The organism is Halomonas kalidii (assembly GCF_030010475.1).
GTDB classification, from domain to species: Bacteria; Pseudomonadota; Gammaproteobacteria; order Pseudomonadales; family Halomonadaceae; genus Halomonas; species Halomonas heilongjiangensis.
In genome coordinates, this window is sequence record NZ_JASCQN010000051.1 from 253,628 (window position 1) to 274,084 (window position 20,457).

The 20,457-nt window shown below is 68.1% G+C and carries 15 protein-coding genes and 3 tRNA genes; 11 read left to right on the top strand and 7 right to left on the bottom strand.

The annotated features are described in order from the left end of the window. Positions 1–7: 7 nt before the first annotated feature. On the bottom strand, positions 8–1,288 hold the full coding sequence (locus QLQ85_RS17765) for an MgtC/SapB family protein (RefSeq protein WP_282740230.1): 1,281 nt from the start codon (positions 1,286–1,288) through the stop codon (positions 8–10). A gap of 157 nt (positions 1,289–1,445) precedes the next feature. Between QLQ85_RS17765 and QLQ85_RS17770 the strand changes: the two genes are divergently transcribed. From QLQ85_RS17770 to QLQ85_RS17780, 3 genes are all read left to right on the top strand, one after another. Beyond that, positions 1,446–1,898, top strand: a complete 453-nt coding sequence (locus QLQ85_RS17770; RefSeq protein ID WP_326521387.1) for a LexA family protein — start codon at positions 1,446–1,448, stop codon at positions 1,896–1,898. Further along, positions 1,895–3,172 carry a Y-family DNA polymerase gene (locus tag QLQ85_RS17775; RefSeq protein ID WP_282740231.1) on the top strand — a complete coding sequence of 426 codons (1,278 nt, stop codon included), beginning with the start codon at positions 1,895–1,897 and terminating at the stop codon, positions 3,170–3,172. The genes QLQ85_RS17770 and QLQ85_RS17775 overlap by 4 nt, the downstream gene beginning before the upstream one ends. 178 nt (positions 3,173–3,350) lie before the next feature. Beyond that, a complete protein-coding gene (locus QLQ85_RS17780) occupies positions 3,351–4,226 on the top strand; it encodes a bifunctional nuclease domain-containing protein (protein ID WP_282740232.1) in 876 nt (291 codons plus the stop codon). 65 nt (positions 4,227–4,291) lie between these two features. Here QLQ85_RS17780 and QLQ85_RS17785 read toward each other — a convergent pair. Then, positions 4,292–4,367: transfer RNA gene (locus QLQ85_RS17785), tRNA-Thr, on the bottom strand. Between the two features lie 62 nt (positions 4,368–4,429). Then, positions 4,430–5,239 (bottom strand): acyl-CoA thioesterase, encoded by an 810-nt coding sequence (locus tag QLQ85_RS17790; protein WP_282740233.1) that lies wholly within the window; start codon positions 5,237–5,239, stop codon positions 4,430–4,432. A gap of 92 nt (positions 5,240–5,331) precedes the next feature. On the opposite strand from QLQ85_RS17790, the gene tadA reads away from it, so the two are divergent. Continuing rightward, positions 5,332–5,802 carry a tRNA adenosine(34) deaminase TadA gene (gene tadA, locus QLQ85_RS17795; RefSeq protein WP_102627447.1) on the top strand — a complete coding sequence of 157 codons (471 nt, stop codon included), beginning with the start codon at positions 5,332–5,334 and terminating at the stop codon, positions 5,800–5,802. A gap of 6 nt (positions 5,803–5,808) precedes the next feature. Here tadA and mltF read toward each other — a convergent pair whose 3' ends face one another. Continuing rightward, entirely contained in the window at positions 5,809–7,272 is a 1,464-nt protein-coding gene (mltF, locus tag QLQ85_RS17800; protein WP_282740234.1) for a membrane-bound lytic murein transglycosylase MltF, read from the bottom strand. A 159-nt stretch (positions 7,273–7,431) separates the two neighbouring features. On the opposite strand from mltF, the gene purL reads away from it, so the two are divergent. Further along, positions 7,432–11,409 carry a phosphoribosylformylglycinamidine synthase gene (purL, locus tag QLQ85_RS17805; RefSeq protein ID WP_282740235.1) on the top strand — a complete coding sequence of 1,326 codons (3,978 nt, stop codon included), beginning with the start codon at positions 7,432–7,434 and terminating at the stop codon, positions 11,407–11,409. Between the two features lie 84 nt (positions 11,410–11,493). On the opposite strand, the gene QLQ85_RS17810 is transcribed toward purL, so the two are convergent. After that, positions 11,494–12,039, bottom strand: a complete 546-nt coding sequence (locus tag QLQ85_RS17810; RefSeq protein WP_282723065.1) for a hypothetical protein — start codon at positions 12,037–12,039, stop codon at positions 11,494–11,496. Positions 12,040–12,410: 371 nt separating this feature from the next. On the opposite strand from QLQ85_RS17810, the gene QLQ85_RS17815 reads away from it, so the two are divergent. The 6 genes from QLQ85_RS17815 to QLQ85_RS17840 all read left to right on the top strand — a co-directional run bounded on the left by QLQ85_RS17815 (position 12,411) and on the right by QLQ85_RS17840 (position 17,204). After that, complete coding sequence (locus QLQ85_RS17815) at positions 12,411–14,225, top strand: DEAD/DEAH box helicase (RefSeq protein WP_282740481.1); 1,815 nt, start codon at positions 12,411–12,413, stop codon at positions 14,223–14,225. A gap of 75 nt (positions 14,226–14,300) precedes the next feature. Next, positions 14,301–15,230: a segregation and condensation protein A gene (locus QLQ85_RS17820; protein WP_407650405.1), complete on the top strand. Its 930-nt coding sequence runs from the start codon at positions 14,301–14,303 to the stop codon at positions 15,228–15,230. After that, entirely contained in the window at positions 15,227–16,090 is an 864-nt protein-coding gene (gene scpB, locus QLQ85_RS17825) for an SMC-Scp complex subunit ScpB (protein ID WP_282740237.1), read from the top strand. Before QLQ85_RS17820 ends, scpB begins: the two co-directional genes overlap by 4 nt. After that, positions 16,087–16,944 carry a 23S rRNA pseudouridine(2605) synthase RluB gene (gene rluB, locus QLQ85_RS17830; protein ID WP_282740238.1) on the top strand — a complete coding sequence of 286 codons (858 nt, stop codon included), beginning with the start codon at positions 16,087–16,089 and terminating at the stop codon, positions 16,942–16,944. The genes scpB and rluB overlap by 4 nt, the downstream gene beginning before the upstream one ends. 78 nt (positions 16,945–17,022) lie before the next feature. Then, positions 17,023–17,098 (top strand) — tRNA-Lys (locus QLQ85_RS17835). 30 nt (positions 17,099–17,128) lie between these two features. Next, positions 17,129–17,204, top strand: a tRNA-Lys gene (locus tag QLQ85_RS17840). Between the two features lie 72 nt (positions 17,205–17,276). On the opposite strand, the gene QLQ85_RS17845 is transcribed toward QLQ85_RS17840, so the two are convergent. Then, entirely contained in the window at positions 17,277–18,608 is a 1,332-nt protein-coding gene (locus QLQ85_RS17845) for a peptidoglycan-binding protein (protein WP_282740239.1), read from the bottom strand. 370 nt (positions 18,609–18,978) lie between these two features. Then, the gene (locus QLQ85_RS17850; protein ID WP_282740240.1) at positions 18,979–20,094 is read right to left on the bottom strand and encodes a diguanylate cyclase domain-containing protein; all 1,116 of its coding nucleotides are present in this window, start codon (positions 20,092–20,094) and stop codon (positions 18,979–18,981) included. Between the last annotated feature and the right edge of the window lie 363 nt (positions 20,095–20,457).

Here is a 20,457-nt window from a genome sequence, read left to right on the forward strand (position 1 = left end):
CGCCGGCTCAGACCAGCCAGGCCAGTACCAGCCCCGCCAGCATTGAGGCGAGCATCGGCAGGGCGACCCGCTGGCCGAGCCGGCGGGTGCCGAAACCGGCCGCGAGGCCGGCCTTCACCAGGTTGTTCACCGCGGCGGCGATGACGATGCCCAGCACCGCGGTGGAGGGGTCGATGCGGCCCAGCGACATGCGGGTCAGCGACAGGGTGATGGCGTCGACGTCGGCCAACCCGGAGGTGGCGGCCAGCAGGTAGATGCCGGCCTCGCCCAGCCACTCCCTGAGCCACTCGCCGAGCAGCATGATCAGCGCCAGCAGGGCGCCGAACAGCAGTGCCGTGCGCAGCTCCAGCGGGTTCTGGATCAGCGCCGGTCGGTCGAGCTTGAGTACTCGATGCCGGGTGCGCCAGAGGTAGAGCGCCGGGGCATAGAGCAGCACACCCATCACCGTGACCGGCAGCAGCAGTCGAGGCAACAGGCCGGGGCTGACCACCGCGGCGTAGATCAGGATGCGCGGGAACATGGTGCCGCAGGCGAGCAGGATGCCGGCGGCCAGCATCGCCTGGACCTCCTGGTTGTGGCGCGACTGGCGGGCGAAGTGCAGGGTCAGGGCGGTGGAGGAGCTGAGCCCGGCGAACAGGCCGGTGAAGAGGATGCCCTTCTCGGGGCCGCCGACGCGAATGGCGAAGTAACCGACGAAGGAGATCGAGGCGATCAGCACCACCATCCACCAGATCTGGTAGGGATTGAGGGCCTCGCCCGGCCCCATCCCCTGGTTGGGCAGTAGCGGCAGCATCACCACGGTGATCAGCAGCAGCTTGAGGCCGGCGTCGAGCTCGTGGGCCTGCAGCTTGCCCAGCAGGCCGTGGATCTCGCGCTTGTTGTCGAGGATCACCGCGGTGATCACGGCACAGGCGGTGGCCAGGGTCAGGTCGATGGCCACCGCGATGGCACCGAAGCAGAAGGTGAGCAGCAGCCCGATCAGGCCGGTGATGCTGTAGTCGCGGTATTCGCTCACCCGGGCCCGCCAGGCCACCAGGCCGATGGCCGCCACGGCCAGGAACAGCAGCGGGAAGGCCCAGGCGATGAGCCGTTCGGCGAGCAGCGCGGCGATGCCGCCGAGTAGCCCCACCAGGGCATGGGTACGGATGCCGGCGATGCGTTCGCCGGACTTCTGTTCCCGTGCCACCCAGCCCCGCTCGAGGCCGATCAGCGCCCCCAGCAGCAGCGCCACCGCCAGTCGGAGGGCGGTCTCGTTGGCGGTGATGAACTGGCTGGCGACGTCGTCCATGGGGTGTCGGTTCCCGATGCCCGGGAGAGCGGCAGTCTCTCCAGCATGGAGGGTGTATTCCTGCTCTTCAACGTTGCCGGGGCGGGCCGGTCATGATTTGCCACGGAGGGCGTTCTGCTGAATACTGTACGAAATTACAGTTATCGGGGAGGTGCCCATGTCGTTCGCTTCTCGGGTGTTCGCTGTCGGCTGTGCCGCCTCCGCCGCCGGTAGCGGGGCGCAGCCGCTGATGGGCTGCCGGGTACGAGCCGGCTTTCCCAGCCCCGCGGATGACCACCTGGACGTCGAGATCGACCTGCATGCCCATGTGGTACGCCGGCCGGCCTCGACCTACTTCGTGCGCGCCGAGGGCGACTCCATGCTCGGCGACGGCATCCATGACGGTGACCTGCTGGTGGTGGACCGCAGCCTCGAGCCGCTGCCCGGGCGGGTCGTCGTCATCGCCGTGGACGGCGAGCCCACTGTCAAGCGGCTGGCTCGCCTCGGGGCACGCACCGTGCTGATGGCCAGCAATCCGCGGTTCGCGCCGATCCCGCTGGAGGGGCGCGAGTGCCAGGTGTGGGGCGTGGTGACCCATGTGGTCCACGCCCTGCCGGGGACGGCGCCGTGATCGCCCTGGTCGACGTCAACGATTTCTATGTCAGCTGCGAACGCGCCTTCGCCCCGCGCCTCGAGGGGCTGCCGGTGGGGGTGCTCTCCAACAACGATGGCTGCGTGGTGGCGCGCTCCCGGGAGCTCAAGGCGCTGGGCGTTGCCATGGGGGCGCCGAGGCACCTGCTGCCGCCGGCCATTCGGCGCCAGGCGGTGCTGCTCTCGAGCAATTACGCGCTCTACGGCGACATGTCGCGGCGGGTGAATGCGATCCTCGCCGAGTTCTCGCCGGACGTGGAGGTGTATTCCATCGACGAGAGCTTCCTGAACTTCGCCGGTGTCGAGCCGGCTACCCTCGAGGCCCATGGCCAGCGGCTGCGCGAGACGGTGCGCCGCGACACCGGTTTGCCGGTCTGCGTGGGCGTGGCGCCGACCCGGGTGCTGGCCAAGGTGGCCAATCGACTCGCCAAGCGGCAGCCGGCCTTCGAGGGCGTCTGCCCGCTCGAGGCCGACAGCGACGTGACCCGTCGGGTCCTCGAACGGTTGCCGGTGGACGAGCTGTGGGGCGTGGCGCGCCGCACCGGTGAACGGCTGGCGCTGATGGGCATCGACACGGCCTGGCAGCTACGCCAGGCGGATCCCGGACGCATTCGCCGCGCCTTCTCGGTGGTGATGGAACGCCTGGTCTGGGAGCTGCATGGCCATCCGGCCATCGACATCGAGGATCTGGCCGAACCGCGCCAGCGGATCCTGGTGTCGCGCTCCTTCGGGCGCCTGACCGGCGAGCCGAGCGACCTGCAGGCAGCGGTGCGCCAGCACGCCGCCCGGGCGGCCGAGAAGCTGCGTCGCCAGGGGAGCCTGGCCCGGGCCGTCCAGGTGTTCCTGCGCACCAGCCCCTTCCCGGTGGGCGCTCCCCAGTACCGCAACAGCGTGGTGGTGCCGCTGGCACGGCCCTCCGCCGATAGCCGCGACCTGCTCGAGGCCGCCGGCCGTGGACTCGCGGCGATCCTTCGCGAGGGGTATCGCTACCAGAAATGTGGCGTCATGCTGCTCGACCTGGTGAGTGGGCAGGCGCGCCAGCTTTCGCTGCTGGAAGAGGCGCAGAGCGAGGCTGCACGCGGCCGTAGCCAGCGCCTGATGGCCACGGTGGACCGCCTCAACCGCGAGATGGGGCGCGATACCGTGCGCTTCGGCCTGCCCCGGCAGGACAGCCCCTGGGCGCTGCGCTGCGAGCGTCGCACTCCGCGCTATACCACCCGCTGGGACGAATTGATGAGGGTCAAGACCGGCTGAGCAGCGTGCGGGGGCAGGGCGGTCGACCCGCGACGTTCCGGGCCGTCCCGCGGCCGGCGTGACGCTGCCTGCCCCCCGAATGGCGCAGCGGCGACGAGGCTGCCATGCTGAGAGGGCATTCACTCTGCCGCCGGCACGATCTTGCCCAACCGTCGGGGCCGGCGGTTGCGAGGCGCCCATGTCCCCCACCTTTCTGCCGTCGCTCCGGCGCCTCCTGGTGCTGTCGTTGCTCGTCGTGCTGCTGGTTGCCTGGGGGCAGGCGGCCGCACGGGAACTCGCCGCCGAACCGGACACCATGGTCGAGGTGGAGGTCGCCACCGTCGGCATTGCCGGGTTCGGTGGCGTGCCGGTGGTGTTGCTGCGCGAGCCGGGTGCCCGGGAAGTGATCCCGATCTTCATCGGCCCGGTGGAGGCCGGCGCCATCCTGCGAGGCTTGAGCGGCGATCGGCCCCGTCGACCGATGACCCACGAGCTGCTCGGCGACGTGCTCGCTGGCATCGAGGTGAGCCTGGAGCGGGTCTATGTCGACGCCATCGTCGACAACACCTTCCTCGGCATGCTCGAGCTGCGTCTGGCGGGGCGTGACGATCTGGTGCGCATCGACAGCCGGCCCAGCGATGCCATCGCCCTGGCCCTCACCACCGGGGCGAGCATCCACGTCGCCCCCCAGGTGCTGGAAGCCGCACGCGAGATCGAATACGAAGGGTTCGACGACCAGGTGGTGGTGGCACTGGGCATCACGGTCGCGCCTCTCGACGACGACCTGCGCGAGGCCCTCGGGCTGCCGGACGAGGCCGGCCTGCTGGTCAGCGACGTCAGCGGCCCGGCTCAGGCAGGCGGCATGGCCCCGGGATCGATGCTGCTCGAGGTGAACGGCGAGACGCCGGAGTCCCCGATGCACTTTCTCGAGCTGGTTCGCGACACTCCCGAGGATGAGGATGCCCGGCTGCGCTACTGGCAGGAAGGCGAGGAGCACGAGCTCGAACTCTCCACCGATGTGCCGGACCCCCGTCCACGCCGCCGCGAGCCGGCCACCCCGGGCATCGAGACCTGAGCGCGCCCCGTGCAGACGAAGACAGCCGCGCGGCATCTGCCGGGCGGCTGTCTCGTGGTGTCTTCTGGTGCCGGTGATAGGAGTCGAACCTACGACCTACGCATTACGAGTGCGTTGCTCTACCGACTGAGCTACACCGGCATTCGTTGGCGATGATAGTGACAACCCCGGGGCATTGCCAGTGGCGGGAAGAGGACAGTGCCTCAACGCCGCCGCGTCAGCCCCTCCTGGGCCGTGGAGGCGACCAGTCGACCCCGGCGGTCGTAGATGCTGCCGCGGGCAAAGCCACGGGCACCGCCGGCCCAGGGGCTGTCCATGTCGTAGAGCAGCCAGTCGTTGAGCTTGACGTCGTGGTGGAACCACAGGGCGTGGTCGAGGCTGGCGATCTGCAGCGCCGGATCACCGAAGGTGATCCCGTGGGGCACCAGTGCCGTGGTCAGCAGATTGAAGTCGGAACTGTAGGCGAGCAGGCAGCGATGGAGCGCCGGGTCGTCGGGCAGCTCGCCGGCCAGGCGGAACCAGAGCCGCTTGCGGGCGGGCTGGCCCGGTTCGGCCTCGTCACCGAGGTGAAGGAACTCGATGGGGTGGCCGGGGAAGCGTTCGAGCCGGGCATCGGAGTTTTCCAGTGACTCGGGAAAGGGTACCTCGGGAATCGTCGGCTGGTGGGCGAAGCCTGCCTCCTCGCCATGAAAGGAGGCGCTGCAGAAGAAGATCGGTCGCCCCTTCTGGATGGCGGTGACCCGGCGAGTGGTGAAGCTGCCGCCGTCGCGTACTGCATCGACCTGATAGACTACCGGGCGATGGGCGTCGCCCGGGCGCAGGAAGTAACCGTGCAGCGAGTGGGCGCGCCGCGCCGGGTCGACGGTCTGGCTGGCGGCCGACAGGGCCTGCCCCAGTACCTGGCCGCCGAACAGCTGGGGCAGGCCGAGATCCTGGCTGGTGCCGCGGAACAGGTTCTCTTCGAGAGCCTCCAGGCCGAGCAGGTCCACCAGGGCATTCAGGGCGTCAGACATTGTCGCTATCCTCCAGGAGCCGCCGGCATGGCATGAGGCCGGCGCTGTCATACGATCGTTTCATGGCGTTCAGTCTACCGGAGTCGATGCCGATGCGCAGTGACGAATTCTACATGCACCGGGCTCTCGATCAGGCCCGCGCGGGGCTCGCCGCCGGGGAGGTGCCGGTGGGCGCGGTGGTGGTGGACGCCGCCGGCGAAATCGTCGGTGCCGGCTACAATGCCCCGGTCTCCGGCCATGACCCCAGTGCCCACGCCGAGATCCGCGCCCTGCGCGACGCAGGGGCGCGGCTCGGCAATTACCGGCTCGACGGTTGCACCCTCTACGTGACCCTCGAGCCCTGTCTGATGTGCACCGGGGCGATCATCCATGCGCGGCTGGCACGGGTGGTCTACGGTGCCGCCGAGCCACGCACCGGCATGGTCGAGTCGAAGGCCAATCTCTTCGCCCAGCCCTGGCACAACCACCGGGTCGAGGTGGAGGGCGGGGTGCTGGCGGCACGCGCCACGCGGCTGCTCAGGGGGTTCTTCGCTGCCCGGCGGGAAGGCGAGGAGGCCGGCTGATCCGCGCTACATGACCGGGGGGACGAGTTCGAACATGCTGCTCTCCTGGGCGTCGGGCAGCCGGGCATTGAGGCGATGGAACTGCTGCTGGCTGCGGTCCATGTAGGCGAGAATCTCGTGGTAGCGACGGATGTTGCGCACGTAGATCACCGGCTCGCCGCCGCGGGCATAGCCGTGCCGGGTCTTGCTGTGCCACTCCCGTTCCTGCAGCAGCGGCAGTGCCTCGCGGACGTCGGCCCAGCGATCCGGGTCGCCGCCGCGCAGCTCGGCGATGTCACGGGCGTCGTAGAGATGCCCGAGCCCCACGTTGTAGGCGGCCATGGCCATGAACAGCCGGTCGTCGCCGGTGATCGACTCGGGCAGGCGGTCCTTCAGGCTGCGCAGGTAGCGGGCCCCGCCGGCGATGCTCTGCTCCGGGTCGAGGCGGTCGTCGACGTCCAGCTCGCCGGCGGTGGGCAGGGTCAGCATCATCAAGCCGCGCACCCCGGTGGGGGAGGTGGCCTCCGGGTCCCAGTGGGACTCCTGATAGCCCAGCGCGGCCAGCAGCTTCCAGTCGAAGTGAGTGTCCCTCGCAGCGTCGCGGAACAGCTCGGCGTACCCCGGCAGGCGCTCGTTCACATGGGTGATGAAGGTGCGGGCGCCGACGTACTCCAGATAGTCGTCGTGACCGAAGTAGCGGGCCACCAGCTGATCCAGCTCGCCCTCCATCCGCAGTGTCTCGAGGAAGCGGTTGGCCTTCTCGACCAGCCCCAGGCCGCGTCCGGCGGGGAAGGTCCAGGCCATGGAGAGCGGCTCGCCGAGTTCGAAGCCCCGCTCCACGCCGGGGAAGAACAGCCGGTTGAGACGGAACTGGTGGTCGAATACCACCGCGGCGTCCAGGGTGCCGTTCTCGACCAGGCCGAGCAGTTCGGCCACCTCCAGGTCGATGGATTCCCGCCAACTCAGCCCGGGGTGCTCGGCCTGCAGTTCGCGAAGCACCAGGTCGGTACCGGAACCGCCCAGGGTGGCGATCGCCAGGCCATCCAGATCGTCGAGGCGCTTCACCGGCGGCAGTCCCCGGCGGTAGACCAGCAGTGGCTGCAGGTCGAGGATCGGCCGGCTGAAGATCACGCCGTCCAGGGTCGGGTCCAGCGGCAGGGCGGCGGCCCCCAGATCGCCGTCACGCCGGACCGTCTCGAGCACCTCCGGGATGTTGTGACTGGCATCCAGGGTCAGGCTGACGCCGAGGTGATCGACGAAGCGTCGCATCAGCTCGTACTCGAAGCCGGTAGGGCCCTGTCGCCCCTCGTAGTAGGTGGTCGGGGTGTTGCGGGTGTGCACGCTGAGGAAGTCGCGCGCCAGTATCTCGTCCAGATGCCGGCCATCGGGGACTCCGGGGTGCTCCGGCAGGAGACCCAGGGTCAGCGCGATGACCAGGGCGGCGTAGCCGCGCCGGAAGCGTCGGAAGTGGTCGAACAGGGCTGCAGGCATGCGGATGCTGGATGACGACGGGGGACCCGTTACCATAACCAGCAGGGGACACGCTGTCATCCGTGCGATTTCTCGCCACCCTCGCTTTCCAGTATCATGTGCGCTCGTTGCCGCAGGCCGCGGCCCCCCGATAGATATCCGTTTCAGAGGCTCCAAGACATGCTCGAACTGCGAGGCGCGCCCGCCCTCTCCGCTTTCCGTCATGCCAAGCTGCTGGCCGCCCTGCGCGACACCGTTGCCGACGTCGAGTCGCTGCACGCCGACTATGTGCATTTCGTCGACCACGACGGTGAACTGGCCGGCGACGACCTGGCCGTGCTGGAGCGGTTGCTGGACTACGGGGCCAGGGACGAGGGCGCCAGTGTCGAGCCGCCGGTCGTCGGTTCCGATGCTCACCGGGATGGGCAGCTGTTCCTGGTGGTACCGCGCATCGGCACCCAGTCGCCCTGGTCTTCCAAGGCCACCGACATCGCCCACAACTGCGGTCTGGCCCAGATCCGACGGATCGAGCGTGGTATCGCCTACCGGGTCAGGCTCAAGGGCATGTTGTCGGAGAAGGTCTTCGACCGGATCGTGGCCACCCTGCACGATCGCATGACCGAGACGGTGCTGGTCGACGCCTCCGATGCCGCCCGCCTCTTCGCTCACCATGAGCCGGCACCGTTGGGCAGCGTCGACATCCTCGAAGGGGGGCGGGAAGCGCTGGCAACCGCCAATGTCGAGCTCGGCCTGGCGCTGGCCGAGGACGAGATCGACTACCTGGTCGATGCCTTCCGGGATCTCGGCCGCAACCCCGCGGACGTCGAGCTGATGATGTTCGCCCAGGCCAACTCCGAGCACTGTCGCCACAAGATCTTCAACGCCGACTGGGTGATCGACGGCGAGGCGCAGAGCCACTCGCTGTTCAAGATGATCAAGAACACCCACCAGGCCTCGCCCGAGAACATTCTCTCGGCCTACAGCGACAATGCTGCGGTGATCCGGGGCTGTGAAGCGGGGCGCTTCTTCGCCGCACCGCTCACCGGCAAGGCCGCCGAGAAGGCCGTCTACGGTACCTCGCAGGAGTCGATCCAGATCCTGATGAAGGTCGAGACCCACAACCATCCCACCGCCATCGCGCCTCACCCCGGGGCGGCCACCGGTGCCGGCGGCGAGATCCGCGACGAGGGTGCCACCGGCATCGGCGGCAAGCCCAAGGCGGGCCTGACCGGCTTCACCGTCTCCAACCTGCGCATTCCCGAGTTCGTGCAGCCCTGGGAAGCCTTCGACTACGGCAAGCCGGAGCGCATGCAGTCGGCACTGGCGATCATGCTCGATGGCCCCATCGGCGGAGCCGCCTTCAACAACGAGTTCGGCCGACCCAACCTCGCCGGCTACTTCCGTAGCTACGAGCAGGACGCCCTGGGGGCGGACGGCATCGAGCGCCGCGGCTTCCACAAGCCGATCATGATCGCCGGCGGCTACGGCAACATTCGCGACGGCCATGTGCAGAAGGGCGAGATCCCGGTGGGCGGCAAGCTGATCGTGATGGGTGGGCCGGCGATGCTGATCGGCCTGGGCGGCGGGGCGGCCTCCTCCATGGCCTCGGGGACGTCGAGTGCCGATCTTGACTTTGCCTCGGTGCAGCGCGGCAACCCCGAGATCGAGCGGCGCGCCCAGGAGGTGATCGACCGCTGCTGGTCGCTGGGCGAGGCCAACCCGATCCGCTTCATCCACGACGTGGGCGCCGGCGGGCTCTCCAACGCCCTGCCGGAACTGGTCAAGGACGGCGAGCGCGGCGGACGGTTCGAGCTGCGCGCCGTGCCCAACGCCGAGCCGGGCATGAGCCCGCTGGAGATCTGGTGCAACGAGGCCCAGGAGCGCTATGTGCTGGCGGTGGCGCCGGAGGATCTCGAGACCTTCGATGCGCTGTGCCGCCGCGAGCGGTGCCCCTATGCGGTGGTCGGCGAGGCGCTCGAGGCGCACCGTCTCGAAGTGCGCGACGGCCACTTCGACAGCAAGCCCGTCGACTTGCCGATGAGCGTGCTGTTCGGCAAGCCGCCGAAGATGCAGCGGGAGTTCACCCGCGAAGCGAACGAGTTGCCGGGGGTGATGCTCGACAACCTCGACCTGCGCGAGGCCATGGACCGGGTGCTGCGACTGCCCGCCGTGGCGTCGAAGGGGTTCCTGATCACGATCGGCGACCGCTCGATCACCGGCCAGGTGGCACGCGACCAGATGGTCGGCCCCTGGCAGGTGCCGGTGGCCGACGTCGCCGTGACCACGGCCAGCTTCGACACCCACGCCGGCGAGGCCATGGCGATGGGCGAGCGCCCGCCGGTGGCATTGATCGACCCCGCTGCCAGCGCTCGGCTGGCGGTGGCCGAGGCGATCACCAACCTGGCCGCGGCTCCCATCGACAAGCTCGGCGACATCAAGCTCTCCGCCAACTGGATGAGCGCAGCCGATCATCCGGGCGAGAACCAGGCCCTCTATGACGCCGTGCATGCGGTGGGCATGGAGCTTTGTCCGGCGCTCGGGATTGCCATTCCGGTGGGCAAGGACTCCATGTCGATGCGCACCGCCTGGCGGGAGCGGAAGGGCTCTGGCGACGGGGCGGGCGAGGCCGATGAGAAGAGCGTCACCTCGCCGCTGTCGCTGGTGGTGACCGGCTTCGCCCCGGTGACCGATGCGCTCCAGACCCTGACCCCGCAGATCAACCTGGAGCAGGATGAGTCCGACCTGATCCTGATCGACCTCGGTGGTGGCCGCAACCGCCTGGGCGGTTCGGCCCTGGCCCAGGTCTATGGCCAGGTGGGCAACGAGTGCCCCGACCTGGACGACCCGGAGGACCTCAAGGCGTTCTTCGCCGTGATCCAGGGCCTCAACGCCGAGGGCAAGCTGCTCGCCTACCACGACCGCAGTGACGGCGGCCTGCTGGTGACCCTGCTGGAGATGGCCTTCGCCGCTCACGCCGGCCTCGAGATCAAGCTCGACTGGTTGATCGACGAACCTTACGAGGCGGTCGATGCGCTGTTCGCCGAGGAGCTCGGGGCGGTGATCCAGGCCAACCGCCGGCACACCGAGGAGGTGCTGGCCCAGTTCGCCGCGGCGGGTATCGAGACCTGCGGCGTCATCGCCCGCCCGCGTTACGACGACCAGGTACGCGTGACCCTGTTCGAGGAGCCGCTGCTCGAGACCACCCGGCTGCTCACCCAGCGCACCTGGGCCGAGACCAGCTACCGGATGCAGGCGCTGCGTGACAATGCCGATTGTGCCAAGAGCGAGTTCGACGGCTTGCTCGACGACCGCGACCCCGGCCTCTCGGCGAGCCCGACCTTCGAGGTGGACGAGGATATCGCCGCGCCGTTCGTCAACCGTACCCGCCCGACGGTGGCGGTGCTGCGCGAGCAGGGCGTCAACGGCCAGCTCGAGATGGCCTGGGCCTTCGACCACGCCGGCTTCGAGGCGGTCGACGTGCACATGAGCGACATCCTGGAGGGGCGGGTGTCGCTGGCGCGCTTCCAGGGGCTGGTGGCCTGTGGCGGTTTCTCCTACGGCGATGTGCTGGGGGCCGGCGGCGGCTGGGCCAAGTCGGTACTGTTCAACGCCCGGGCCCGGGAGCAGTTCGCGGCCTTCTTCGGCCGCGACGACAGCTTCGCGCTCGGCGTATGCAACGGTTGCCAGATGCTCGCCCAGCTCAAGGAGCTGATCCCCGGCGCCGAGAGCTGGCCGCGCTTCGTGCGCAACGAGTCCGAGCAGTTCGAGGCCCGCGTGGCCATGGTGCAGGTAGAGGAGAGCCCGTCGATCCTGCTGGCCGGGATGGAGGGCTCACGCCTGCCCATCGCCGTGGCCCACGGCGAGGGGCGCGCCGAGTTCCGCGACAGTGCCCACCTGCGCAGCATGCAGGGCAGTGGCCAGGTGGCCCTGCGCTACGTCGACAACTACGGCCAGGTGACCACTCGCTATCCGGCCAACCCCAATGGCTCGCCCTCCGGCATCACCGGCCTGACCACGCCGGATGGGCGGGTGACCATCATGATGCCCCACCCGGAACGGGTGGTACGTGCGGTGACCAACTCCTGGCGACCGGCGGAGTGGACCCGGGATGGGGCCTGGGTGCGGTTGTTCCGCAACGCCCGGGTCTGGCTGGGGTGATCCTTCGGCAGCAGTGATAGCCTGAACGACAAGAGGCGACCCTGGGTCGCCTCTTGTCGTTTGTCGTTCAGGGGAGCTCTGGGGCTAACACAGCGCGGCGGGCTGGGTGAGGCCATCGCCGTCGGTCAATCTCTCGCTGAGTACGCCAAGCTCGGCCTGTTTCTGCTGGACGATGGTGGCCAGCAGGGAGTGAAGGGTGGCGGGGCTGGCCCCGAGCAACTGCTCATAGAAGCGGCGTGACGCCTCGGCGTCCATCATTGCCTGGGACAGGGCTTCGATGGCCATGCCCTCGCTGCCGATGAAATGGTAGGGATCGGTGTCCTTCTTTCTCAACTGGGCGTGCAGCATGGCGTAATAGCGGTCGCTGCTCGATAGCGGGTACAGCAGTTCCAGCCGCTGGGCGATGTGAGCCAGCTCCTTCAGGCGCATCTCGCATTCGATACCCAGGCCAGCCAAGACGCGGCTGATCGCGGTGTTGAAGGTCAGGAAGCTGAAGGCGAGGCGGCGGTAGCGAGTGAGCTCGGCCAGCTCGTGGGTGCCGGCAAGGGCCAGCAGCTGATCGACACGCCAGATGTTGCGGCAGGTGGATAGCGGGGGAGGCGTGGGACTTCGGGTGGATATCGTCGGCATGGCGGTGTCCTCTCGCAGGAAGGAGTGACATCGAGTCTTCCGACAGCCGCATGCGGAACAAGGGCGACCGGCCGGTGGGTGATGCCCGTCGGCGATCAACGTCCGGTTGATCGGCGATCTCATACCTATGTGATGAGAAGTATCAGGCTCACGTGATGAGTATCACCATCACGCCTAGACATTGGTCTGATACCTGGCGGTCAGCTCACTATAGTCCAGGTGCCGGGGTTTCCAGATGAAAGTTCTTCAAGGCGAAGGCCCTTCATCAGCGAGACAGGAATGCTGCCGGCCGTCGGCCACGCGTCTGCCCCCTGACGGGGGCGGTGGTGGCGGGTAAGATGGCGGCGTTTCCTCGCTATCCCGGTTCCGCCATGCCCGCCGAGTCCGTCGCCACGCCCCCGTCGCCGCCCGCCTTGCGTCCCTACCAACGGGAGGCGGTCGGACGGGTGGTGGCGCACTTCCGCGGCTCCGACGACCCGGCGGTGGTGGTGCTGCCCACCGGCAGCGGCAAGTCGCTGGTGATCGCCGAGCTGGCGCGCCTGGCCCGGGGCCGGGTGCTGGTACTGGCCCACGTGCGCGAGCTGGTCGAACAGAACCACGCCAAGTACCTGGCCTACGGGCTCGAGGCCGATATCTTCAGCGCCGGCCTGGGCCGCAAGGAGGCGGCCCGCCAGGTGGTGTTCGGCTCGGTGCAGTCGGTGGTGCGCAATCTGGAGCGCTTCGACGACAGGGATTTCACCCTGCTGGTGATCGACGAGTGTCATCGGGTCGCCCTGGACCAGGACGCGAGCTACCGTCGGGTGATCGACCACCTGCACGCCTGCAATCCGCGCCTCAAGGTGCTGGGGTTGACCGCGACGCCCTATCGGCTGGGCCAGGGCTTCATCTACCATCGCCACCACCACGGCATGGTACGGGGCGACGACGATTGCTTCTTCCGCGACTGCGTCTTCGAGCAACCGCTGCGGCTGATGGTCAAGCAGGGCTACCTGGCGACACCGACGCGTATCGATGCCGCCCTTTTCAAGGACGGACAAGAGATGCGCTACGACTTCTCGCGGCTCGTGCCCTCGTCCGACGGCGGACTGTTCCGCGAGGAGGAGCTCAACCGGGTGGTGGCGGGCCACCGTGCCACGCCGGGCATCATCGCCGAGGTGGTCGAGCGTGCCCGCGAGCGCCGGGGCGTGATGCTGTTCGCCGCCACCGTGGCTCACGCCGAGGAGGTCCTCGGCTACCTGCCAGAGCACGAGGCGGCGCTGGTCACCGGGGCGACGCCCTCCGCCGAGCGCGAGGCACTGATCGCCGCCTTCAAGGCACAGCGGCTCAAGTACCTTGTCAACGTGGCGGTGTTGACCACCGGCTTCGACGCCCCCCATGTGGACCTGATCGCCATCCTGCGGCCCACCGAGTCGGTGAGCCTCTACCAGCAGATCATCGGCCGTGGCCTGCGCCTCGCCCCGGGCAAGACCGACTGCCTGATCCTCGACTATGCCGGCAACCCCTGGGACCTCTACGCCCCCGAGGTGGGCGGCCCCAGGCCCGACGGCGACACCGAGCCGGTGCAGGTCGCGTGCCCCACCTGCGGCCACGCCAACCTGTTCTGGGGGCGACGCGAGGGGGAGCTCGTCATCGAGCACTTCGGCCGCCGCTGCCAGGGACTCGTTGACGACGCGTCGGGCGCCTGTAAAACGCACCAGTGCGACTTTCGCTACCGCTTCAAGGTCTGTGACCAGTGCGGCGCCGAGAACGATATCGCCGCCCGACGCTGCCACGGCTGCCAGACGCTGCTGGTCGACGCCGACGACAAGCTGCGGGAGGCGCTGCGCCTGAAGGACGCCCGAGTGCTGCGGGTCAGCGGCATGCAGCTCGAGGCGACCACCAACGGCCGCGGCCTGCCCCGCCTGAAGGTGACCTATCACGACGAGGACGGCGCCACGCTCGCCGAGTGGTTCGCCCTCGAGACGCCGGCCCAGCGGCGCGCCTTCGCCGCGGTCTTCCTGCGCGAGCACCTGCATGCGCCGGGTTCGCGCTGGCAGCCCACCACGGCCGAGGCGGTGATCGAGGGGGAGCGGCGGCTGCGTGCCCCGGACTTCGTGGTGGGCCGCCAGGTGGGCCGCCACTGGCAGGTGCGCGAGAAGCTCTTCGACTACACCGGTCGCCATAGAAGAGCGGCCGAGGCCGGCTGAATTACCCCCGATGGCGAGGAGTTGATAAACTGACGGATCGATCATCCGCCGATTCGTCGAGAGGCCAGGCCCCGCGTGAGCGAAACGTCCCAGACAGCAGCGCCCCAGAGTGCCGCGCCGCCGGCCGCCGAGCAGGCCGTGGCGCTGGGACGGCTGTTCGACGAGCCGATCACCGAGCTGCCGGAGGACCTCTACATTCCGCCGGAGGCGCTGCGGGTCTTCCTCGAGGCCTTCGAGGGGCCGCTCGACCTGCTGCTCTACCTGATCCGCCGCCAGAACCTCGACATCCTGGCCATCGACGTGGCCGCCATCACCCGCCAGTACATCGAGTACGTGGAGCTGATGAAGGCGATGGAGATCGAACTGGCCGGGGAGTACCTGCTGATGGCGGCGATGCTCGCCGAGATCAAGTCGCGCACCCTGTTGCCGCGCCCGCCGAAGGAGGGCGGCGACGACGACGAGGAGGACCCGCGCGCCGAGCTGATCCGCCGCCTGCAGGAGTACGAACAGCTCAAGAACGCCGCCGAGGCGCTGGCCGAGCTGCCGCGCCTGGGACGCGACTGGTTCCCGGCGCGGGCCGTGCTGCCGCCGCTGGAGGCCCGGGTGATCCACCCCGATGTCGCCCTCGACGAGCTGCTCGGCGCGCTGGCCGGCATCCTGCGTCGTGCCGAGCTCAACCAGGCGCACCAGATCAGCCGCGAGGTGCTCTCGACCCGCGAGCGGATGCTGCGGATCATGGAGCGGCTGAACCACGAGCACTTCACCCCTTTCGAGGCGCTGTTCACCCTGGAGGAGGGCCGGGCCGGGGTGGTGGTGACCTTCATGGCGATCCTCGAGCTGGCCAAGGAGGCGATGATCGAGATCGTGCAGAACGCTCCGCTGTCACCGATCCATGTGCGGGCCCGGGCGGCGCTGGCGGCGGACGAGGAGGACGTCTTCGCGGCGGAGGATGACGCGGGCGGCGAGAGCCCCTTCGTGGACGATGACGGGGGCGCGCCGGCATGACCGCCATGGAATTTCCCGATGCCCTGGACGAGATCCTCGAGGCGGCGCTGCTGGCCGCCGGGGAGCCGCTGGGCCTCGACCGGCTGGAGGCACTCTTCGACGATCACGAGCGCCCGCCGCGACGCGCCCTGCGCGAGGCGCTGGAGCGGCTCGGCATTCGCCACGAACGCGGCGCCATGGAACTGATCGAGACCGCCTCGGGCTACCAGCTGCGTATCCGCCCACGGCTCTCGGCGTGGGTGTCGCGGCTGTGGGACGAGCGGCCCCAGCGCTATTCCCGGGCGCTGCTCGAGACCCTGGCGCTGATCGCCTACCGCCAGCCGGTGACCCGCGGCGACATCGAGGAGGTGCGCGGGGTCACGGTGAGCGGCTCGATCATGCGCACTCTGCTCGAGCGCGGCTGGATCCGCGTGGTGGGGCACCGCGACGTGCCGGGGCGGCCGGCGGTCTATGCCACCACCCGCAGCTTCCTCGACGACTTCGGCCTCAAGACCCTCGACGAGCTGCCACCGATGCACGAGCTCAAGGAGTTCGACGAGCCGGTCCTGGAGGAGGACACGCCGCCGCCGCCCCAGGAGGCGTTGTTGGCCCAGGCCGATGCCCCCCTCGACGAGGGCGAGGGGCATGCGGCGGATGACGACACGAATCACGAGGGCCTCGAGGCGGCCGATGCCGCCGCCGAGGCCGTCGAACCGACGGCCGGGACGGCCGACGATGACCACGCCGGGACGGCGTCAGAGCGGACCGGGTTGAGCTTCGCCGATCTCGAGGCCCGCCTGTCCGATCGTGCCCGGGGCCGCGTCGATGATGACGCTGCCCCGGGCACGGAATCCACATCCAGTGAGACAGACGACCGATGAGCAACACCAGCGAAAAACTGCAGAAGGTCCTGGCCCGCGCCGGGCTGGGCTCGCGCCGCGAGATGGAGACCGCCATCGCCGATGGCCGGGTCAAGGTCAACGGCAAGGTCGCGACCCTGGGCGATCGTATCGAGATGCGCGACCGGGTCAGCGTCGACGACCGCCCGGTGACCCTGCGAGGCGCCGAGGAGGTGCCGCGCCGGGTGATCATGTACAACAAGCCCGAGGGCGAGCTCTGTACCCGCAAGGACCCGGAAGGACGGCGTACTGTCTTCGACCGCCTGCCGCGCCTCAAGGGCGAACGTTGGATCGCCATCGGCCGTCTCGACATCAACACCAGTGGCCTGCTGCTGTTCACCACCGATGGCGAGCTGGCCAACCGGCTGATGCACCCCTCCACCCAGGTGGAGCGCGAATACGCCGTGCGCGTCATGGGCGAGGTGGGCAGGGAGCAGATCGTGGCCATGGTCGAGGGGGTGATGCTCGACGACGGTCCGGCACGCTTCACCGACGTCCAGGAGTTCGGTGGCGAGGGCATCAATACCTGGTTCCATGTGGTGATCATGGAGGGCCGCAATCGCGAGGTGCGTCGCCTGTGGGAGTCCCAGGGGCTCACCGTCAGCCGCCTCAAGCGGGTGCGCTATGGCAACATCTTCCTCGACAAGCGGGCCAAGGCCGGCGAGTGGACGGAGCTGACCCAGGACGAGATCGACGACCTGGCGGTTCAGGCCGGCCTGGCGCCGCGCAAGGTGCCGGAGCTGACCCCGGACGAGAAGAATCGCTGGAGCCGCGACAAGCACAAGCGCCGGCCGGTACAGGCGATGCGCAAGCCGAAGGGCCACCGCAGCCGCTGAGGGCGATACCTGCGACCAAAGGCAAAAAAGCGCTTGCTTTCAGGGGGCTGGGTGAGTAGTATCTGCACCCGTTCGGGCGGGTCGTTAGCTCAGTTGGTAGAGCAGTTGGCTTTTAACCAATTGGTCGTAGGTTCGAATCCTACACGACCCACCATCCGAACCTGTATGCTTGTCCGCAAGCACCGGGTCGTTAGCTCAGTTGGTAGAGCAGTTGGCTTTTAACCAATTGGTCGTAGGTTCGAATCCTACACGACCCACCAGATTGCCAACAAAGCGCCCTCGCTTCAAAAAGCGAGGGCGCTTTGTCGTTATGGGGCCGGTTGATTGTTTCCCTAATGTTCCAGCCGTACCCGGCGCAGGTTGTAATCGCCACCATGATTCACCAGCACGAAGCCCTGGAAGCCTTGGCGCAGGCGCAGGTCGTGTGCCTGCAGCACACGCCGGCCATCCACCCAGACTTGCATGTTCCCGCTCTCGTCGCGGGTCCAGTTCAGCATATGGAAACGGCCATCCTCGAGGTCGAGCGTGCCCTCGCTGCTGGCGATCACCTCGCCCCCATCGGCCGTCACCCGTACCAGGCTGAGCCCGGGCCGTGAGCCGGGGTTGTAGACCAGGCGGTAGCCTCCACCGGGCTGGTTGCCCTGGAACAGCCCCAGTTCCAGGCTGCCCGGCCGCTGGTAGGAGGCCAGTTCCAGCTCCAGTCTGAAGGCGTTGTCGACCGGAGCATGGACGAAAATCCGGGCCGCGTCCCCGAACTCGACCTCCGCCGCCTCCGGCGATGCCGCGTCTGGCGTCAGCCCGCCGGCCTGCTCGAGGATCAACTGGAGCATCGCCAGGCCGATCTCCTCCGGTCGCTCCGGGCGAAGCGACGGTGAGGCGGGGGTGGTCACCTGCGGTTTCTCCACGATGCTGCGCAACCCGCCATCATCGATGTCGAAGCGTCCGCTGAGCACGGTCCAGGGTGGGTTGCGACGGAAATCGCCGTCGCTGAAGGCGTCGTCCAGGGCGACCCGTCCTGCCGGTGTCGGCTCCGGTTCGGGGGGCACCGTGGCCGCCGGCTCCCGGCCCGTCTGCCGTAATCGAGCCAGCAGTGCCGTCGTCGGTTGACCATCCTGGGCCAGGCCCACCGTGCCCTGGTAATCGCGAATCGCATTTCGGCTGCGAGTTCCCATCAGGCCATCCACCGGGCCGGCTTCGTAGCCGAGCCGGTTGAGTTCACGCTGGACTTCGGCCACCAGCTGTCGGCCGGACAGACTCTCGACGGGAGGCGATGGTTCGGGCGCTACCCCTGACGGTGTCGCCCTCGGCTGCCAGGTACGGGCTGTCTGTTGGGCCTCGCTGATCTGTTGCGCGGTCATCCGCGCCGCCACTGCATCGCGCGCCGCGGCGGCATGGCGGTGGCCGCGAGCCGCGGCCAGGTTGTACCACTTGTGCGCCTCCACGAAGTCCTGGGGCGTCCCTTGGCCGGCTTCGTGCATTTGCCCCAGCATGTACTGGGCGTCGGCGTCGCCGGTGGTGGCAAGCCGATCGAACATCTGCAAGGCCTGGCGGTGCTCCTGCCGCTCGTAGCTCTGCAGGGCGTCGGTGTAGCGGTAATCGGCACCGGCCAGCGCGATGTGACCGAACAGAACGAGCAGGAACACGAATCCCTTGATGATGGTCACGGGGGCGTCTCCAGTGAACGGGGTCTTCGGCCTGCCGGCTTCACCGTGCTGTCTTGCCAATCCACTTCTCTCGTCGCCTGTCTCAACGAAGACCGAGAACGGAGAGAATCACCAACACGATGACAATTGCGCCGACGATATAGACGATGTTGTTCATGAAGCTTTCCTCTGCGGCGCATTATCCTGTTCAGGATGCTGCGGGATGGTTCGTGTCATGATGGCGTCGCAGTCCGTGCGACGCGTGGTGTAACTCCCTGTAACGGCCGTTCCCTTGCCACACCCATGTTGAGGATATGCCATGGGTGGCCTCCCATCTGTGCGCTGGCGTACATGGCCCTCACGTCCTGATGCCTGGTGGAACGATCTTCGGCTAGAAGTCGAAAAAGAATTGCGACGGCCGGAGGGGCCGATACAGGCCTGGTTCGATCCGCCTTCGTTGAATGGGCAGGGTGTTCATCTCGACCGTGAAGCACTGATGCCCATTTCGGCCATTTCGCTTGGTGTGGTACATGGCCGTGTCGGCGTTGTGCATGAGGGTGTCGACATCGTCGGCATCATCCGGGTAGAGGCTGATGCCGATGCTGAGCGTGATGAGGAGTTCATGACCATGGATACGGTACGGTCTGCCCAGGACGGCAAGCAGTTTTTCCGCGACCCTGGTGGCATCTTCGGCTTGCCTGATCTCGGCAAGCAGGATCACGAATTCGTCGCCACCCTGACGGCAGACGGTGTCGATGTCGCGCATGCAGTCCTGAAGACGGCTCGCAACCGCCTGGAGCAGGCTGTCACCCAAGGCATGGCCGAGCGAATCATTGATGGGCTTGAAGGCATCAAGGTCGAGATAGAGCAGGGCGACCAGGTGTCGGTGTCGTCGGGCCAGGCCAATGGCTCGCGAGAGCCGTTCCGTCAGCAGGGCACGATTGGGCAGGCCGGTGAGCGCATCATGCTGCGCCAGGTAGGCCATCCTCTCCAGCATGACCTGTGACCGAGAGGCGTCGTGGAACACGATCACGGCGCCGGTGACTCGACCTTCCCGGTCATGGATGGGCGTCGCTGAATCCTCGATCTCGAGCCTGCTGCCATCCTTGCGGACGAGCACGCAATCCAGGGCGAGGCCTACCGTTTTGTTCTCCTCGATGGCGCGCTGCCCTGGGGTGATGGTCGTGTTATGTGTCTTGCCATCGACACGATGGAACACGCGGGACAGTGGCTTGCCGATCGCCTCCGGTTCCGACCAGCCTGTCAGGGTTTCAGCCACTCGGTTCATGTAGGTGATCGTACCGTGGAGGTCGATGGTCAGGACGGCATCGCCAATGGCGTTGAGGGCCACCCGAGCCCATGCCGTCTCGGCATCCAGGGCGGCTGCGACGTCCCGTCTCGTGGCGTGGATCTGGGTGTGATCTTGCCGCACCGGCTCCTCGCTGCATAAGGAGGCGGAAGGGAGCGGCGTCCAGGCGCTGCCCTGCAGCATCGCATCGTCTTTCATGCACTCGGCCCGGGAACGCGCATTACCCATGGGCCGCACGCCCAGGGGTGGGGCAAGAGCGGCGTGGCCCGCTGCGGCGCTCGCGTCGCTGAGACAGGAGACGCGATCATCAGAAACGTTGGCACTTCCATGAGTCGGTTTCCTGTTCCGCCTGCGCGTGAGCCCCGGTGGGACGGCACTGCCTGACCTGAGCCCTGGGGCTTGGTCGGTATCCCGCGAGCGTAGTGGCGTGACGGCGTCGCTTCCGTGCGCTAGCGTACACAGCATGTGCTTCGGTTCCTGCGCCTGTGTCGGTGGGTGGGGGAGTCCGGCGAGAACCTCCGGATGAGTCCGCTCTTCGTACCCTGTGGTCGGGGGTGGCTT

Bases quoted from the DNA above. Each gene is read 5' to 3' on its own strand.
- QLQ85_RS17765 (WP_282740230.1), bottom strand. From the start codon at position 1,288: ATGGACGACGTCGCCAGCCAGTTCATCACCGCCAACGAGACCGCCCTC.
- QLQ85_RS17770 (WP_326521387.1), top strand. From the start codon at position 1,446: ATGTCGTTCGCTTCTCGGGTGTTCGCTGTCGGCTGTGCCGCCTCCGCC.
- QLQ85_RS17780 (WP_282740232.1), top strand. From the start codon at position 3,351: ATGTCCCCCACCTTTCTGCCGTCGCTCCGGCGCCTCCTGGTGCTGTCG.
- QLQ85_RS17790 (WP_282740233.1), bottom strand. From the start codon at position 5,239: ATGTCTGACGCCCTGAATGCCCTGGTGGACCTGCTCGGCCTGGAGGCT.
- tadA (WP_102627447.1), top strand. From the start codon at position 5,332: ATGCGCAGTGACGAATTCTACATGCACCGGGCTCTCGATCAGGCCCGC.
- mltF (WP_282740234.1), bottom strand. From the start codon at position 7,272: ATGCCTGCAGCCCTGTTCGACCACTTCCGACGCTTCCGGCGCGGCTAC.
- purL (WP_282740235.1), top strand. From the start codon at position 7,432: ATGCTCGAACTGCGAGGCGCGCCCGCCCTCTCCGCTTTCCGTCATGCC.
- QLQ85_RS17810 (WP_282723065.1), bottom strand. From the start codon at position 12,039: ATGCCGACGATATCCACCCGAAGTCCCACGCCTCCCCCGCTATCCACC.
- QLQ85_RS17815 (WP_282740481.1), top strand. From the start codon at position 12,411: ATGCCCGCCGAGTCCGTCGCCACGCCCCCGTCGCCGCCCGCCTTGCGT.
- scpB (WP_282740237.1), top strand. From the start codon at position 15,227: ATGACCGCCATGGAATTTCCCGATGCCCTGGACGAGATCCTCGAGGCG.
- rluB (WP_282740238.1), top strand. From the start codon at position 16,087: ATGAGCAACACCAGCGAAAAACTGCAGAAGGTCCTGGCCCGCGCCGGG.
- QLQ85_RS17850 (WP_282740240.1), bottom strand. From the start codon at position 20,094: ATGAAAGACGATGCGATGCTGCAGGGCAGCGCCTGGACGCCGCTCCCT.